The 15,136-nt window shown below is 67.6% G+C and carries 13 protein-coding genes and 1 tRNA gene; 5 read left to right on the top strand and 9 right to left on the bottom strand.

Features of this window, described 5'->3' with window-relative positions; all coding sequences use genetic code 11:
* Nucleotides 1-89: 89 nt before the first annotated feature.
* Nucleotides 90-1,238 carry a galactonate dehydratase gene (gene dgoD, locus KR541_RS13890; RefSeq protein WP_050014598.1) on the bottom strand — a complete coding sequence of 383 codons (1,149 nt, stop codon included), beginning with the start codon at nucleotides 1,236-1,238 and terminating at the stop codon, nucleotides 90-92.
* 146 nt (nucleotides 1,239-1,384) lie between these two features.
* On the opposite strand from dgoD, the gene KR541_RS13885 reads away from it, so the two are divergent.
* Nucleotides 1,385-2,068 carry a FadR/GntR family transcriptional regulator gene (locus KR541_RS13885; RefSeq protein ID WP_089488792.1) on the top strand — a complete coding sequence of 228 codons (684 nt, stop codon included), beginning with the start codon at nucleotides 1,385-1,387 and terminating at the stop codon, nucleotides 2,066-2,068.
* 39 nt (nucleotides 2,069-2,107) lie between these two features.
* Here the strand turns inward: KR541_RS13885 and KR541_RS13880 are convergent, their stop codons facing one another.
* Nucleotides 2,108-2,353: a DUF1272 domain-containing protein gene (locus KR541_RS13880; RefSeq protein ID WP_006483256.1), complete on the bottom strand. Its 246-nt coding sequence runs from the start codon at nucleotides 2,351-2,353 to the stop codon at nucleotides 2,108-2,110.
* A 148-nt stretch (nucleotides 2,354-2,501) separates the two neighbouring features.
* On the opposite strand from KR541_RS13880, the gene KR541_RS13875 reads away from it, so the two are divergent.
* Nucleotides 2,502-2,849, top strand: coding sequence for a GFA family protein (locus KR541_RS13875; protein WP_050014595.1), 348 nt, complete (start codon nucleotides 2,502-2,504; stop codon nucleotides 2,847-2,849).
* A gap of 39 nt (nucleotides 2,850-2,888) precedes the next feature.
* Here KR541_RS13875 and KR541_RS13870 read toward each other — a convergent pair whose 3' ends face one another.
* Both KR541_RS13870 and KR541_RS13865 read right to left on the bottom strand, forming a co-directional pair.
* Nucleotides 2,889-5,996: a transglycosylase domain-containing protein gene (locus KR541_RS13870; protein WP_050014593.1), complete on the bottom strand. Its 3,108-nt coding sequence runs from the start codon at nucleotides 5,994-5,996 to the stop codon at nucleotides 2,889-2,891.
* A 247-nt stretch (nucleotides 5,997-6,243) separates the two neighbouring features.
* Nucleotides 6,244-7,131 (bottom strand): LysR family transcriptional regulator, encoded by an 888-nt coding sequence (locus tag KR541_RS13865; protein WP_089488790.1) that lies wholly within the window; start codon nucleotides 7,129-7,131, stop codon nucleotides 6,244-6,246.
* A 583-nt stretch (nucleotides 7,132-7,714) separates the two neighbouring features.
* On the opposite strand from KR541_RS13865, the gene KR541_RS13860 reads away from it, so the two are divergent.
* Entirely contained in the window at nucleotides 7,715-7,999 is a 285-nt protein-coding gene (locus KR541_RS13860; RefSeq protein WP_050014589.1) for a PAAR domain-containing protein, read from the top strand.
* Between the two features lie 58 nt (nucleotides 8,000-8,057).
* Here the strand turns inward: KR541_RS13860 and KR541_RS13855 are convergent, their stop codons facing one another.
* Entirely contained in the window at nucleotides 8,058-8,369 is a 312-nt protein-coding gene (locus KR541_RS13855; protein WP_050014587.1) for a cupin domain-containing protein, read from the bottom strand.
* Nucleotides 8,370-8,428: 59 nt separating this feature from the next.
* Nucleotides 8,429-9,112: a DJ-1/PfpI family protein gene (locus tag KR541_RS13850; RefSeq protein ID WP_050014585.1), complete on the bottom strand. Its 684-nt coding sequence runs from the start codon at nucleotides 9,110-9,112 to the stop codon at nucleotides 8,429-8,431.
* A 116-nt stretch (nucleotides 9,113-9,228) separates the two neighbouring features.
* Between KR541_RS13850 and KR541_RS13845 the strand changes: the two genes are divergently transcribed.
* Both KR541_RS13845 and KR541_RS13840 read left to right on the top strand, forming a co-directional pair.
* Nucleotides 9,229-10,203, top strand: a complete 975-nt coding sequence (locus tag KR541_RS13845; protein ID WP_050014583.1) for a GlxA family transcriptional regulator — start codon at nucleotides 9,229-9,231, stop codon at nucleotides 10,201-10,203.
* A gap of 175 nt (nucleotides 10,204-10,378) precedes the next feature.
* On the top strand, nucleotides 10,379-11,353 hold the full coding sequence (locus KR541_RS13840) for a LysR family transcriptional regulator (RefSeq protein ID WP_089488789.1): 975 nt from the start codon (nucleotides 10,379-10,381) through the stop codon (nucleotides 11,351-11,353).
* Between the two features lie 104 nt (nucleotides 11,354-11,457).
* Here the strand turns inward: KR541_RS13840 and KR541_RS13835 are convergent.
* The 3 genes from KR541_RS13835 to KR541_RS13825 all read right to left on the bottom strand — a co-directional run bounded on the left by KR541_RS13835 (nucleotide 11,458) and on the right by KR541_RS13825 (nucleotide 15,133).
* A tRNA-Met gene (locus KR541_RS13835) sits at nucleotides 11,458-11,534 on the bottom strand.
* Nucleotides 11,535-11,693: 159 nt separating this feature from the next.
* Nucleotides 11,694-13,352: an MFS transporter gene (locus KR541_RS13830; RefSeq protein WP_050014581.1), complete on the bottom strand. Its 1,659-nt coding sequence runs from the start codon at nucleotides 13,350-13,352 to the stop codon at nucleotides 11,694-11,696.
* A gap of 227 nt (nucleotides 13,353-13,579) precedes the next feature.
* Nucleotides 13,580-15,133, bottom strand: a complete 1,554-nt coding sequence (locus KR541_RS13825; protein WP_089488788.1) for a sensor histidine kinase — start codon at nucleotides 15,131-15,133, stop codon at nucleotides 13,580-13,582.
* Nucleotides 15,134-15,136 lie beyond the last annotated feature (3 nt).

The raw sequence follows: 15,136 nt of genomic DNA, 5'->3' as shown, positions 1-15,136 counted from the left end.
AGAACGGCCGCCTTGTCGGGCGGCCGTGTCGAACGCATTGCGCGGCGCGCGCCGCACCCCGCGTCTTTCTTATTTATCTCACGCGTTCATCACCACTCGGCGACGCTGCCGTCCGCGTGGCGCCACACCGGGTTGCGCCAGCGATGGCCGGTCTTCGCCATCTCGCGCACCTTCTCCTCGTTCACGTCGATGCCGAGCCCCGGCCCTTGCGGGATCGCGACGAAGCCATCGTCGTAGCGGAACACCTCGGGGTTGCGCAGATAGTCGAGCAGGTCGTTGCCCTGGTTGTAGTGGATGCCGAGGCTCTGTTCCTGGATGAACGCGTTGTAGCTGATCGCGTCGAGCTGCAGGCACGCGGCGAGCGCGATCGGCCCGAGCGGGCAATGCAGCGCGAGCGCGACGTCGTAGCTTTCCGCGAGCGTCGCGATCTTGCGGCACTCGGTGATGCCGCCCGCGTGCGATGCGTCCGGCTGGATGATGTCGACGTAGCCGCCCGCGAGGATGTGCTTGAAGTCCCAGCGCGAGTACAGCCGCTCGCCGAGCGCGATCGGCGTGTTGGTCTGGTTGACGATGTCGCGCAGCGCCTCGGCGTTCTCCGACAGCACCGGCTCCTCGATGAACATCAGCTTGTACGGGTCGAGTTCCTTCGCGAGCACCTTCGCCATCGGCTTGTGCACGCGGCCGTGGAAGTCGACGCCGATCCCGACGTGCGGGCCGACCGCGTCGCGCACCGCCGCGACGTTCGCGATCACCTGCTCGACCTTGTCGTAGGTGTCGACGATCTGCAGTTCCTCGGAGCCGTTCATCTTCACGGCCTTGAAGCCGCGCTCGACCACCGCGCGCGCATTGTTCGCGACGTCGCTCGGCCGGTCGCCGCCGATCCACGAATACACCTTGATGCGGTCGCGCACCTGGCCGCCGAGCAGCGCGTGCACGGGCACGCCGTGATGCTTGCCCTTGATGTCCCACAGCGCCTGGTCGACGCCCGCGATCGCGCTCATCATGATCGGGCCGCCGCGGTAGAAGCCCGCGCGGTACATCACCTGCCAGTGATCCTCGATCAACAGCGGGTCGCGGCCGACCAGGTAGTCGGCCAGTTCCTGCACGGCGGCCTCGACCGTGTGCGCGCGGCCTTCGACGACGGGCTCGCCCCAGCCGATGATGCCCTCGTCGGTTTCGATCTTGAGGAACAGCCAGCGGGGCGGGACGACGAACGTTTCGAGGCGGGTGATTTTCATGACGCGTGTCTCCATGATTGACCGGCGCGCCCGCGCGGGCGCGGCGCACGATCCGTGCTTTCACGGTTATCCTAGCGTAGTCGAATAAAAAATAGTATTAATAGCATTAATGCGCAGATAGTGGGCAGCCCGCCCGACGGAGAACGATCATTCAACGCGACCTGCATGGACAGACGGCCTTCCGGCTCGCGACGGCGATCCTGCGCGGCGACTACCCGCCCGAATCGCTGCTGCCGAGGGAACCCGACCTGATGGAGATGTACGGCGTGAGCCGCACGGTGATGCGCGAGGCGCTGCGCACGCTGACGTCGAAGGGGCTGGTCGAATCGCGGCCGAAGGTCGGCACGCGCGTGCGGCCGCGCCGTGCGTGGAACCTGCTCGATGCCGACCTGCTCGACTGGTATGCGCGCGTCGCACCGCCGCTCGCGTTCGCGCTGAAACTGCAGGAAATGCGCGAGATGATCGAGCCGCACGCGGCCGCGCTCGCCGCGCGCACCCATACGCCCGAAGCCTTCGACGCGATCGACGGCGCGGTGCGCGCGATGGCCGCCGCGCGCAACGTCGACGAATGGGTGCGCGCCGACCTGCACTTTCACCTGAGCGTGCTGGAGGCCGGCGGCAACGAGCTGCTGGTGCCGCTCGGCGCGCTGATCGATCGCACGCTCGAGGCGCAACTGCAGCTGAACGCGCGCCGGGCGGACGTGTACAACGCGTCGCTTGCCGAGCACACGGCCGTCAGCGACGCGATCCGCGTGCGCGACGAAGACGGCGCGCGCCGCGCGATGGCGACGCTGCTCGCGGTGACGCGCGCGCGGATCGAGACGTCGTGACGGAGCGGGGCGAGGCGGCCCCCGCGCCGCGCCGTGTCGTCAGGCGTTCGCGCAGCCGCCCGGCTTGTGGATGCGTTCCGTCGACGGCGGGTACTTCGCGAGCAGGCTCGCCGGCCGCCGCGGCCGCGCGACCAGGTCGCCGCCGCAGTTCGGGCAGCGGCCCTTCAGCACGTCGTCGGCGCAGGTCGCGCAGAACGTACATTCAAATGTACAGATGCGCGCTTCCGCCGAATCGGGCGGCAGGTCCTTGTCGCAGCATTCGCAGCCGGGGCGCAGTTCGAGCATGAGGGTCTCCTGGGTCGATGACGGATGGGCGCCGCCCGGACATTGCGTGCGGCGCGTGCGAGCGCTACTGTACGCGTTTGGATCGGCCCGGCCAACGGCGTCCCGCCTGGGCGCCGGCGCTGCGCACGGGCTGCACCGGGAGACGACCATGCTTTATCGCGGAAGCTGTCATTGCGGCGACGTGACGTTCGAGGCGGAAGGCGACCTGCAGGGCGTGATGGCGTGCAACTGCTCGATCTGCCAGCGCAAGGGCGCGCTGATGTGGTTCGTGCCGCGCGACCACATGAAGCTGCTGACGCCCGACGAAAATCTCGCGACCTACCTGTTCAACAAGCACGTGATCCGGCATCGCTTCTGCAAGCGGTGCGGGATTCATGTATTCGGCGAAGGCGTCCATCCGGACGGCACCGCAATGGCCGCGATCAACGTGCGCTGCGTCGAGGGCGTCGATCTCGACGCGCTACCCGTCACGCACTACGACGGCCGCTCGCGCTGAGCGGCGCGCGGTTGCGGGCGCCTGCGCGGCGCAATCGGATCAGGAGGGTTGCACGGGCGCCGCGTTCGGCGCAGGCGTTTCCGCTTGCGGCGCCGGGCCGGCGGTGCGCGTGCCGGCGTCGGCCGGGCGTTCGATCAGCGGCGCGAGCGCCGGCGCCATCGACTTCAGCAACTGCACGGCCATCGCGCTCGTGAAGTCGTAGCGCGCCGCATACGGCTCGTGCGCGGTCGCCGTCAGCACGCCGAAGAACCGGTCGCCGATCGCGAACACGAAGGTGCCGCTGCGGTTGACCTTGCGCGACTCGATCAGCCGCGCGCCGCGCGCATAGATGTTGAAGCGCTGGTCGCCCGTCCCGGTCTTGCCGTACACGTCGAGCGTCTTGCCGTCCGGCAGCGTGAGCCCGCCCGCGAGGCGGCGCGCGGTGCCGTGGAGCACGACGTCGCGCAGCAGCGTGTGCGCGACGTTGACGATCTCCGGCGCCAGCATCGGCTGCGGCTGCGCGGCCGCGCGCACGAAGCGGGTTTCGTACGGCGTGCCCTTCGCGAAATCGAGCCGTGTGATCGTCTCGGTCGGCGCCTTCTGGCCGCCGTTCGCGATCAGGCCGATCAGTTTCGCGAGCGCGTCGGGCTGGTCGCCCGAGGCGCCGATCGCGGCCGCGTAGGACGGCGTCACCTCCGCGAACGGGTAGCCGAGCGCGCGCCACGACTTCGTGATTTCCGCGTACGCGCGCAGCTCGACCATGCGGCGGATGCGGCGGTCCTGCGTCGCGTGGTAGCGGGTCTTGTACAGCCACGAATACGTGTAGAAACGCGCATCGCGACTGTCGCGCTGCACGTCGGCGAGCGACGCGGCCGGATGTGCGCGCAGGTAGTTGAGCGTCCACAGCGCGAGCGGATGAACGCTCGCGATATAGCCGCGATCGTTGAGGTTGAAGCGGTCGATCGCGTACTTCGCGTAGAGCGCGGCGAGATCGTCGTCGGACAGCGTCGCGGCCGGCGTGCCTTTCAGTTGCGCGCGCATCTGCGCATCGAACCATGCAAGCGATTCGTTCGGCGCGACGCTGCGCAGCACCGTCGCGAGCTTCGGCGGCGACTTGCGTACGTCGCGCAGCATCAGCGCGAGCGCGTCGTCGGGCGCCTTGCCCGCATAGCGCGTGTAGTAGCGCTTCACGTAGACCTGGCTTTCGCCGTCGACGAATTGCTGCAGGTAATGCTGGCGCTGCGCGGGATCATTGAGCCACGACGACGACGGGCCGGCCGCCTGCAGCGTTTCGTAGTGAACGATGTCGCGCATCAGCCGCACGAACACGAGGTTGACCGAGTGCTCGAACGCCGCGTGCAGCGTCAGGATGCGGCCGTTGTCCGACTTTTCGAAGTTCGAGAACACCTGCGCGCCGCCGCCCGTGTAGAACACGTCCGGACTCGCCGAATACTTGCGTTCGACGGACGCATCCAGCATCGCCTGCAGCGAGCGGTCGCGCGTATGCGACAGGTAGTCGAGCGCCCAGCGCGACAGCCCGTCGATCGGATCCGGTTTCACGCGCGCCAGCTCCGCGTTCGACAGGTTCGCATAGCGCGCATGCAGGTCGGCGACGATCTGCAGGTACGTGATCAGCGTGCGCAGCTTCGCGGTCGAGCCGAGGTTGATGCGGCCGCCGCGATTCACGTCGAACGGCTGGTTCACGCTGTCGGTCTGCACGCGCAGCATGTTCGCGCCGTTGCGGTGCTCGTACAGCGTGAAGCTGTACGTGAGGTGCGACGGGTCGTCCTTCGGCGCCAGCATCTCGAAACCGTACAGGCCGGCGGCCTGCGCGCCGTCGCGCGTCGATGCCCGCGCGAGCCGCTCCGCGACCGCCTGCTGCACGCCGTTGTCGAGCGTGCTGGTGGCCTGCAGATCGAGCTGGTCGAGCTGGTACAGGTCGCTGATGCCGAGCGCCGACAGCAGCGACGCGCGCGCGGAGGTCACGGCCTTGCGCGACACGAACGACTGCACGCGCGCGGCGGCCGGCGGCGCGCTGCGTTCGATCTGCGCGGCGAGCGCGGCATCGCGCAGCGCGGGCGAGATCACGCCGCCGTTCGACAGCAGCCGCAGGTAGCTGTCGGTCAGCTTCTGCAGCGCCGGATAGCCGCGGTTGAGGAAGTACGACGGCGCGCGCTGCGCGATCAGCAGCGACAGCGCCTCGCGGAACATCTTGCCTTGCTGGTCGACGTTGTCGCCGGTCGTCGGCGCGGAGAGCACCCGGTTCACGTCGTTGAAGTCGCGGCCGTACCACGCGGCGAGGCCGTCGCCGATGCCGGTGATTTCGCCGACGTGCGGCCGCGCGGCGAGCGGCACGGAGTTCAGGTAGCGCACCACGATCGTGCGGCGCGCGAGCATCGTCTGCGGGCCGTTCAGGTACGCGCGCACCGACGCGGACGCGATCTGCCGCAGCTTCTCGGGCGGCGTCGCGGTGCGGCCCTCGGGCGAATGGCGGAATTTCTCGATCTGCGTCGCGAGCGTGCTGCCGCCCGGGCGCGCCTGATGGCGATTGACCACGTGCAGCGCCTGGTCGGCCAGCGCGCGGCTGAAGCGCCCCCAGTCGATCGCCGGGTTGCGGTTCGGTTCGTTCGCATCGAGCAGGTAGCGATCCTCGATGAACAGCAGCGAATCGGTGATCACGCGCGGCACCGTGTCGAAGTCGGCATAGACGCGCTGCGGGAACACGGTCGCGAACAGCGGCGAGCCGGTCGAATCGAACAGCATCAGGCCCGTCTGGTCTTTCTCTTCGTAAGGGAGAAATAGCCCGCGCTCGCCGAGCGACAGCATCCGCTGCGAATCGCGCGCCTGTTCGCTGACGACGAAGCCGCGCGCGAGCAGCCGCTGCTGGAACGCGGGGATCAGCGCGTAGCCGAAGCGCTGGTCGTACGGGCCGTTCCCGGGGAAGCGGATGTGATCGCTCGGCCCCGTCTCGACCGTATAGCCGACGTCGCGGGTGAGCTCGGACAGGTAGCGCGCCTGCAGCCGGGACGTTTCGATCTCGGTCTGCACCAGCCGCGCGACGATCGCCACCGCGATCAGCAGTGCGGCGAGCAAAGACCACTTGACCCACGTCCAGACCGATGCGGGACCGGTCACGCGCGGGAGGATACGATTCAGCGGCCGATTCATGGCGGCGTCTCCCTGAGGGCGCGGTTGTCCGGCCACACCCCATTAAGGATTAGTGTAGTCCTCCGCGGCGGGCTGCCAAGGCCGGTTGACTACCGAGATGCGCCGGCGCAACAGGCGTGCCCGCGCCGGCCGGGCGACGGGTCGATGGCGGTCGGGGCGCCAGCCGGCGCGGTGCGCCGGCCCTGGGCAGGTCGAGCGGGCGGCGGCGACGCAGCGTGGAAAAATGGTGCGCGATTTCACCGTTCATTCAACTGGTGAAATGCTCGATCAGGTGATCGACGAACAGCCGTGCCTTGCGCGGAAAATGCCGGCGGGTCGGGTACGCGACATTCATCTCGAGGGCTTCGAGCCGATAGCCGGGCAGCAGCGCGAGCAGCCGGCCGTCGTCGAGATCCGGCTTGACGAGGAAATCGGGCAGGACCGCGATGCCCATGCCGGACAGCGCCCAGTTCCGGATCAACCCGACGTTGTTCGACGATGCGGATTTGTTCGGGCGCACGGTGATGCGCGTTTGTTCGTGTTCGAACGACAGGTATTCGCCCGCGAAATCGGCATGGAATGCCAGGCCCGCGTGCGATGCGAGATCGTGCGGATGGGCCGGCGCGCCGTGCCGTTCGACATAGTGCGGCGCCGCGCAGACGATCCGGTTGATGCGCGTGAGCGGGCGCTTCACGAGGGAGTTGTTGCCGATGTGCTGCGACAGCAGCAGCCCGATGTCGAAGCCCTCGGACACGAGGTCGACGTGACGGTCCACGATCGTGACTTCCGGCACGATGGCCGGATGGCGCGTCTTGAACGCGTCGATGGCCGGCGCGAGCACGTGCATGCCGAACATGACCGGCGCGGCGATTTTCAGCGATCCAATCGGTTCGTGATGCATCGAGGCGATCGTTTCCTCGACCCGGTCGATCTCGTCGATCACGTGACGTATCTGCGCCAGATAGAGGTGGCCCGCGTCGGTCAGCGACAGGCTGCGGGTGGTGCGATTCAGCAGGCGTGCGCCGAGCCGATCCTCGATGCTCATCACGAGGCGGGTGGCCGACGAATTGGAGATGTTCAGTTCCGTGGCCGCGCGCGCGAAACTGCGAAGTTCGGCGACCTTGACGAATAGTCGCATCGGTAGGAGTTCGTCCATTTTTTATCGATAAATAGAAAACGATGACTTGATTCTATCTATCGGTTTGCTGGATTTTAACGGGCGTTTTTCGCGAATTATTATTATGGAATCGCGTATTTATCTGGTGTGCGAACGGTATGAGAATGGTGGATTCCAAGGCATTAAAGTCGTTGAATTGGCGATTTGATTGAGATTGCAATTAAACCTTTTTGACGGATTTGTATTTAGTAATTGTACGAAAATATAGGCTACTTTTTCGTTAAAGAATCGGACGTTATCGATGCGATGTGATGCCGAACCGTATACGTCCCTGTTGCGTTGGCAGCTTCGCGCGTTCGTGCCGGCGCACGGCCTCGGCGGAACGGCGGATCGGGTAGTCGCAGGTAATCGGGTTTGGCGCATCGCGGCGCGTGAGCGCGCGTGACCGCCGGATGGCCGTGCGCGGCGAACACGTGTTGCAGCGGGCGGCCCACGCCGAGGACCCGTGTCGCGGCCGCGGCCAGCGGTGATATGCTCGCGGGACGCCCGCGACCGACGGGCGGTTTCACGATGCCCGTGCGCGGTTGCGTCGCGCGGCGTTTCCGAGGGAAGAACCGACATCATGAGCCGCAAATTCATTCTGAAGGGCGACACGACCGATCACGGCGGCGTCGTGCTCGAAGGGATCGCCAATTCGTCGTTCGACGGGCGCGAACTCTCCTATCTCGGCGCAGCTGTGTTCTGCGCGGCGTGCAAGTCGCCGGGCGTGATCGTATCGGACGGCGGCGAGCGCACGATGACCGTGATGGGCAAGGTCGTCGCGCTCGAACACGACCTGTGCCAGTGTCTGTGCACGCCGCAGCCGAAACTGATCCCGTCGCAGGCGACCGGGACGATCTCGGGCTGAGCCCCGCCGCGCGCAGGCGGTCGTCGTCCGCGCTGCGTCGAGACACCGATGCCCGCTGTCAGACGCTGCCTGTGGTCTCGATCACGAGGATGCGCGCGGCGCCGAGCGGATGCGCGACGTGCTCGGTGCCGACCGTCGCATGGAAGACGTCGCCCGTCTCGAGCACCGTCGCATGCTCGACGCCTGCGTCGCGGTAGCGCATCTCGACGCGGCCATCGAGCACCGCGAACACCTCCTCGCCGTCGTTCACGTGCCAGCGATACGGCTGGTCGGTCCAGTGCAGCCGGACCGTGATGCCGTTCAGGTTCGCGATGTCGAGCGCGCCCCACGCGCGGTCCGCCGTGAATGCGGCACTCCGGATGATCTTCATCAATGTGTTCTCCGGCACGCGTGTGTGCCGCTTTCCCGTGATTTTTCCGACATCCGCGTTCAGCGCGACGCTGCGCGCAGCGCCTGCTCGACGATCTGCTTGCGCTTCTCGAAGCCGGCGGCCGTCCGTTCGGTGACGCGCGTCACGACCGCAGCCGGCGCGGTGTCGGGCGAGCCGGCGTCGAACGGCGGCGCGGGCGCATATTCGAGCTGCAGCTGAATCGCCTGCGCTTCTTCGTCGCCGACCAGCTCCGCGGCGATCGTCAGCGCGAAGTCGATGCCGGCCGTCACGCCGCCGCCCGTGACCAGGTTGCCGTCGCGCACGACGCGCTCGCGCACCGGTATCGCGCCCAACGGTTCGAGCAGCGAGTGGAACCGCCAGTGCGTCGTCGCGCGCCGTCCGCGCAGCAGGCCGGCCACGCCGAGCAGCAGCGCGCCCGTGCAGACCGACGTCACGTAGCGCGCGGTGGCCGCGCGCCGTTGCACGAACGCGATCGTTTCGGTATCGAGCAGCAGGTCGTTAATGCCGATCCCGCCCGGGATGCAGATCACGTCGAGCGGCGGGCAGTCGTCGAACGTGCAGGTGGGCGCGAGCGCGAGGCCGCTGCTCGACGCGACCGCGTCGCGCGACTTCCACACCAGATGGACGGCCGCGTCGGGCAGCGACGCGAGCACGTCGTGCGGGCCGGTGAGGTCGAGTTGCTGGACGCCCGGAAAGACGAGAAGGCCGATATGCAGGCTCATGCGAGGACTCCGTCGGGAAGGGAACGCGCGCCGTTCGGCACGGGATGGACAGATCGATTCTAGGCGCGTAGTGTTTGGCGAAATTGCCATATCGCCCACGTTTTCAGCCAATCGCCATGCCCGCCGCCGCTCCGCGTTCGATCCTCGTCCTCGCGTTTCCCCGTGCGCAACTGCTCGATGTGACGGGGCCGCTGCAGGTGTTCGCATCCGTCAACGAGCTCGCGCTGGAGCGCGGGCAGCCGGCGCCGTATGCGCCGCGCGTCGTGGCCGTCGAAGCCGGGCCCGTCGAGACGTCGTCGGGCCTCGTCGTGATGGCCGAGTCGCTGCGCGCGGCCGCGCGCCGTCCCGACACGCTGATCGTCGCCGGCGGGAAGGGCGTGCATGCGGCGTCGAAGGATGCGCGGGTGGTGAGTTGGGTGCGGCAGCAGGCCGGGCGCGCGCGGCGCGTGGCGTCGGTCTGCACCGGCGCGTTCCTGCTCGCCGAGGCCGGCCTGCTCGACGGGCGGCGCGCGGTCACGCACTGGGCGCGCTGCGACGAATTCGCGGCGCGCTACCCGAACGTGCGTGTCGAACCGGACCCGATCTTCATCCGCGAAGGCGCGCTGTGGACGTCGGCCGGCGTGACGGCCGGCATCGATCTGGCGCTCGCGCTGGTCGAAGAAGATCTCGGTCGGGCGACCGCGCTCGACGTCGCGCGCGAACTCGTCGTGTTCCTGAAGCGTCCGGGCGGACAGGCGCAGTTCAGCACGATGCTGTCGATGCAGCGCACTGCCGACCGGTTCGGCGAGCTGCACGCGTGGATGGCCGAGCACTTGACGGCCGACCTGTCGGTGCCCGCGCTCGCCGAGCGCGTGAGCATGAGCGAGCGCAGCTTCGTGCGCCACTATCGTGCGGAGACCGGCCGCACGCCCGCGCGCGCGGTCGAGCAGATCCGGGTCGAGGCCGCGCAACGCCTGCTCGGCGAAACGGCGTGGCCCGTCAAGCGGATCGCCGGGCGTTGCGGCTTCGGTACCGAGGAGACGCTGCGACGCAGTTTCGTGCGCGTGCTCGGCGTGTCGCCGCAGGGATATCGCGAGCGGTTCGTGCGGTAACGGACGACGGATGAGCGGGGCCGGAGCAGGCGCTGCGCGGAACTGAACGGAAACCGGTCGGTTTCGAGTCCGAAGCACCGAAACTATTCAGGGTTGGACAACAATAGGCGGGGGCTTGTGCCGCGCCCGCCGCGGGCTCTATTCTGTTCCGTTGGTGATTCGAAGGGGAAGCGGCATGGACCGAATCCAGGCAATGGAAGTTTTTACCCGCGTGGTCGACGCGAACAGCTTCACGCGGGCGGCCGACACGCTCGCGATGCCGCGCGCGTCGGTGACGACCATCATCCAGAATCTCGAGGCGCTGCTCGGCGTGCGCCTGATGCACCGGACGACGCGCCGGCTGTCGCTGACGCCGGAGGGCGCCGCGTACTACGAGCATTGCATGAAGATCATCGCGGAGATCGCCGAGGCCGACGCGAGTTTCCAGGCCGGCAACCGCAAGCCGAGCGGCATGCTGCGCGTCCACATGCCGAGTTCGCTCGGGCGGCGCATCGTGCTGCCGTCGCTGTCGATTTTCCGGCAGCGCTATCCGGACATCACGCTCGAGCTGGGGCTGTCCGACCGCTACGTCGATCCGGTCGAGGAGGGCATCGACTGCATGATCCGGGTCGGGCCGCTCGAGGATTCGTCGATGGTCGCGCGGCGCATCGGGATGCTCAAGCGCGTGACGTGCGCGTCGCCTGATTACCTGGCCCGTCACGGCGAACCGAACGAGATTGCCGATCTCGTCGAACATCATGCGGTGAATTTCCGCTCGAGCCACGGCGCGCGGGCGATTCCGTGGGTGTTCATGATCGACGGCAAGCCGTTCGAGGTGCGGATGAACGGCAGCGTCACGGTCAACGATTCGGATGCCTACGTGACGTGCGGGCTCGAAGGCTTCGGGATGATCCAGCCGACGCTGTTCATGGTGCTGTCGCACCTGCTCGACGGTTCGCTGGTCGAAGTGCTGCCGGACAGCAATCCGAAGCCGAAGCCGATTTCCATCGTGTATCCGCACAACCGGCATTTGTCGCAGAAGGTGCGCGTGTTTGCGGACTGGATCGCGGAGGTGTTCGAGTCGACGCCGGCGCTGGAGGGTGGGGAGAACTGGCGGGGGAAGGTGGGGGCGGAGGCACGGGATGCGAAGCGCGGAGCGGTGGTGGCGTAGTCGCGGCGCAGCACGCGGGCTGAAGGACGGGCAACGTGCGGCACCGTGTGCGCTGAAGCAATGAAAAAGCCGCTGTTTCTTTCGAAACAGCGGCTTTTCGCATTTGGTGGCGAATCAGGGATTCGAACCCCGGACCTGCGGATTATGATTCCGTCGCTCTAACCGACTGAGCTAATTCGCCGAAGACCCAAATTATGTCGATCGGCCGGCCGGCTGTCAATACCTTTTTCCATCTTCCCCGAAAAAAGTTGCCGGCGGCCCGTGCCGGCCTCCATCGCGGGCGGGAGCCGGCCAGCGGAAGCAGTGCCTCCGCCGGCCTTTCCCCGCTGCGCAGCCAACATCAATCCTGCGCGTAGATGTCCGAGTCCTTCGTCTCCTTGACGAACAGCAGGCCGATCACGAACGTGGCCAGCGCGATCACGATCGGATACCAGAGCCCCGAGTAGATGTTGCCCTTCGCCGCGACGATCGCGAACGCGGTCGCCGGCAGGAAGCCGCCGAACCAGCCGTTGCCGATGTGATAGGGCAGCGACATCGATGTGTAGCGAATCCGCGTCGGGAACATCTCGACCAGCATCGCCGCGATCGGGCCGTAGACCATCGTCACGAAGATCACGAGGATCGTCAGGATCACGATCGTCATCGGCCAGTTGAGTTGCGCCGGGTCCGCCTTGGCCGGGTAGCCGGCCCCCTTCAGCGTCGACGCGAGCGTCTTGTCGAATGCCGCGCCCTGCACCTTCGCGTCGGCCGCCTTGCCGTCGTAGGTCTGGATCACCGTGTCGCCGACCTTGATCTGGGCCGGCGTACCGGCCGGCGCCGCGACGTTCTCGTAGTTCAGGCCGGCCTTCGCGAGCGCGCTCTTCGCGATGTCGCACGAACTCGTGAACTTCGACGTGCCGACCGGGTTGAACTGGAACGAGCAGGCGGCCGGATCGGCGATGACCGTGATCGGCGCCTTCTGCGTCGCGAGTTCGAGCTGCGGGTTCGCGTAGTGCGTGAGCGCCTTGAACAGCGGGAAGTAGGTCAGCGCCGCGATCAGGCAGCCCGCGAGGATGATCGGCTTGCGGCCGATCTTGTCCGACAGCGAACCGAAGAACAGGAAAAACGGCGTGCCGATCAGGAGCGCGATCGCGATCAGGATGTTCGCGCTCGCGCCGTCGACCTTCAGCGTCTGCGTGAGGAAGAACAGCGCGTAGAACTGACCCGTGTACCACACCACGGCCTGGCCGGCCGTCAGGCCGATCAGCGCGAGGATCACGATCTTCAGGTTCTTCCACTGGCCGAACGCTTCGGTCAGCGGCGCCTTCGACGTCTTGCCTTCCGCCTTGATGCGCAGGAACACCGGCGATTCGTTCAGTTGCAGCCGGATCCACACCGACACCGCGAGCAGCAGGATCGACGCGACGAACGGCACGCGCCAGCCCCAGCTGCCGAACGCTTCCTCGCCGATGAACGTGCGTACGCCGAGGATCACGAGCAACGACAGGAACAGGCCGAGCGTGGCCGTCGTCTGGATCCACGCGGTGTAGAAGCCGCGCCGGTTGGCCGGCGCATGCTCGGCGACGTAGGTCGCCGCGCCGCCGTACTCGCCGCCGAGCGCGAGGCCCTGCAACAGCCGCATCGCGATGAAGATCACGGGGGCGGCGATGCCGATCGACGCGTAGCCGGGCAGGAAGCCGACCACGAAGGTCGAGACGCCCATGATCACGATCGTCACGAGGAACGTGTGCTTGCGGCCGACGAGGTCGCCGAGCCGGCCGAACACGATCGCGCCGAACGGCCGCACCGCGAAGCCGGCCGCGAAGCCGAGCAGCGTGAAGATGAACGCGGCGGTCGGATTGACGCCGGAGAAGAAGCTCTTGCTGATGTAGGCCGCGAGCGAGCCGGCCAGGTAAAAGTCGTACCACTCGAACACGGTGCCGAGCGACGACGCGAAGATCACCTTCTTCTCTTCGCCCGTCATCGGCGAGTGCGAAATTTGCCCGCCTAACGTTGCCATGAATCGTCTCCAAGTCCCTTGATATAGATATGCGGCCGCCGTGGGAGGGGCGGGCCTGTCGACGATTATTGGCACGGAAACTTACGGCCCACTGACTCGCGCGTACAAAACCACTGCGCGTTAACCCGCGTCGAATCGGCCGCTTCGCGCGCCGATCGTAGCGCGAACGGTTGGTAAATCGCCGGTTTCGACGTTTTTGCGCCGCGCCGCGGCGGCGCGCGTCAGGGTTAATCCGGGGCGGGGGCGGCCAGCGGCAGGCTGATGCGCACGAGCGTGCCGGCGAGGCGCGGGGCGTGCTGATAGACGTGATCGTCGAGCGTCAGCGTGCCGCCGTGCTGCGTGGCGATCTCGCGCACGATCGCGAGCCCAAGGCCGCTGCCGTCGCCTTCGCGGCCGAGGATCCGGTAGAAGCGCTCGACGACGCGATCGCGCTCGCCGGCCGGGATGCCGGGGCCCGTATCCTCGACTTCGAGATGCACCCGCCGCGCCGCGGGCTCGGCGCGCACGCGCACCGTGATGCGGCCGCCTTCGGGCGTATAGCGGATCGCGTTGTCGACCAGGTTGCCGAGCATCTCGCGCAGCATCACCGGATTGCCGTCGACGTCGAGCGGCGCGTCGTCGTCCGGGCCTTCGTACCCGAGGTCCATCCGTTTCGCGAGCGCGGCCTGCACCCAGTCGCGCACCGTGCGTCGTGCGAGCGCGCCGATCTCGACCGGCTCGAAGGTCAGCCCGCTCGCGCGGTTTTCGGCACGCGCGAGCGCCAGCAGTTGCGTGACGAGCCGCGCGGCCTGCTCGGAGCTCGTCGCGATCTGCTCGAGCGAACGCTGCACGTCGGGCGGCACCGGGTGGCGCAGCGCGAATTCGGCCTGCGTGCGCAGGCCCGCGAGCGGCGTCTTCATCTGGTGCGCGGCGTCGGCGATGAAACGTTTCTGCAGCGCCATGTTCTGTTCGAGCCGCGCGAGCAGGTCGTTGAACGACGTGACGAGCGGTTCGATCTCGGGCGGCGCGCGCTGCGCCTCGACGGGCGACAGGTCGTCGGGTCGTCGCGCGCGGATGTGCGCCTGCAGCGCGTTGAGCGGCGCGAGCCCGCGCGACAGCCCGAACCAGACGAGCAGGATCGCGAGCGGCAGGATCACGAATTGCGGCAGGATCACGCCCTTGATGATGTCGTTCGCGAGCGCGTTGCGCTTGTCGAGCGTTTCGCCGACCTGCACGAGCACGGGCTGCGCGCCGCTCGCCTGCGGCAGCGCGACGGTCGTATATGCGACGCGCACGTCGTTGCCGCGCAGCAGGTCGTCGCGGAACACGACGACGCCCGGCGGCGGGCGGTCCTCGTCGCGCGGCAGCGGCATGTCGGCCTCGCCGGCGACCAGCTCGCCGCGCGTGCCGAGCACCTGGAAGTAGACGCTGTCGATGTTGTCCGCGCGCAGGAAGTCGCGCGTCTGCTCCGGCAGCGTCAGTTCGGCGACGCCGTTGACCGGATGGATCTGCCGGGCGAGCACGTACGCGTTGGTCTCGAGCGCGCGGTCGAACGGGCCGTTCGCGATCGTCTTCGCGACGAGATAGGTGACGGCGATGCTCATCGGCCACAGCAGCAGCAGCGGCGCGAGCATCCAGTCGAGGATTTCGCCGAACAGCGAGCGCGGGCGCGGCGTTTCGGGCGATTCGGTTTCGTCGGGCGGCGCGAACGGGTTCTCGTAGCGGGCGTCGCGCGCGTCGTCGGCAGCCGACGACGGCGCGCCGGTCGGGTGGCGGGAAGGGGAATGGGCCGGCGTGGCCATCGC

The sequence above is a fragment of the Burkholderia sola genome (assembly GCF_905400185.1).
Lineage (GTDB): Bacteria > Pseudomonadota > Gammaproteobacteria > Burkholderiales > Burkholderiaceae > Burkholderia > Burkholderia sola.
The sequence above is the reverse complement of the archived record's forward strand: the minus strand, read 5'-3'. Positions and strand labels throughout refer to the sequence as shown.